Source organism: Alteromonas sp. PRIM-21 (assembly GCF_027563165.1).
GTDB classification, from domain to species: domain Bacteria; phylum Pseudomonadota; class Gammaproteobacteria; order Enterobacterales; family Alteromonadaceae; genus Alteromonas; species Alteromonas macleodii_A.
The window spans coordinates 1-537 of sequence record NZ_JADOEK010000043.1 but is presented as its reverse complement, the minus strand read 5'-3'; the positions used below and the strand labels follow the sequence as shown (position 1 = coordinate 537).

1 protein-coding gene is annotated in these 537 nt (G+C 37.1%); it reads right to left on the bottom strand.

The genetic code is table 11. The features are described 5' to 3' along the window. Positions 1-69: 69 nt before the first annotated feature. Positions 70-537 (bottom strand): RidA family protein (locus IW644_RS19925; protein WP_269919050.1); only part of this gene is annotated, 468 nt, incomplete at its 5' end.

Here is a 537-nt window from a genome sequence, read left to right as displayed (position 1 = left end):
GGGCATAATGGCGCAGCCGCCCCGCGTGTATGCGTCCCAGCGAACGCAGTGAGTGTGTTAATTGGGTTGTTATGTTTTATCACTGAATGCAATAACTTCTATTTCTACTAGATGCCTAGGACTATAAAGACGTCTTACTTCGACTAATGTAGAGCTAGGGTATTGGTTATTAGTGAATTTTTCTTTGCGAACATTACCCAATTTTTTGAACGCTTCAATATCTGTTGTATATATAACTTGTTTAACAATGTTCTCCATACCTAATTCATTGTCATGTAATGTATTTTCTATTAAAGAATAAATTTCTCTAACCTGTTCTTCCATGGTCGGTTTATTACTAGCGATGCCAGATAAATAGACATTGTTACCTGCAATGACAACTTGCGAATATCCAATCTCTGCTTCCCAAGGGTTATACATCTTTCTTTTAATTTGGTTATCTGCACTGGTTGGAAAGCAGGCTATAGCTAGTGTGCATGTTAGTGTGAGCTTTAGAAGTTGTTTATAAAACATGTGTTCTTTCCCTAGAAACATAAC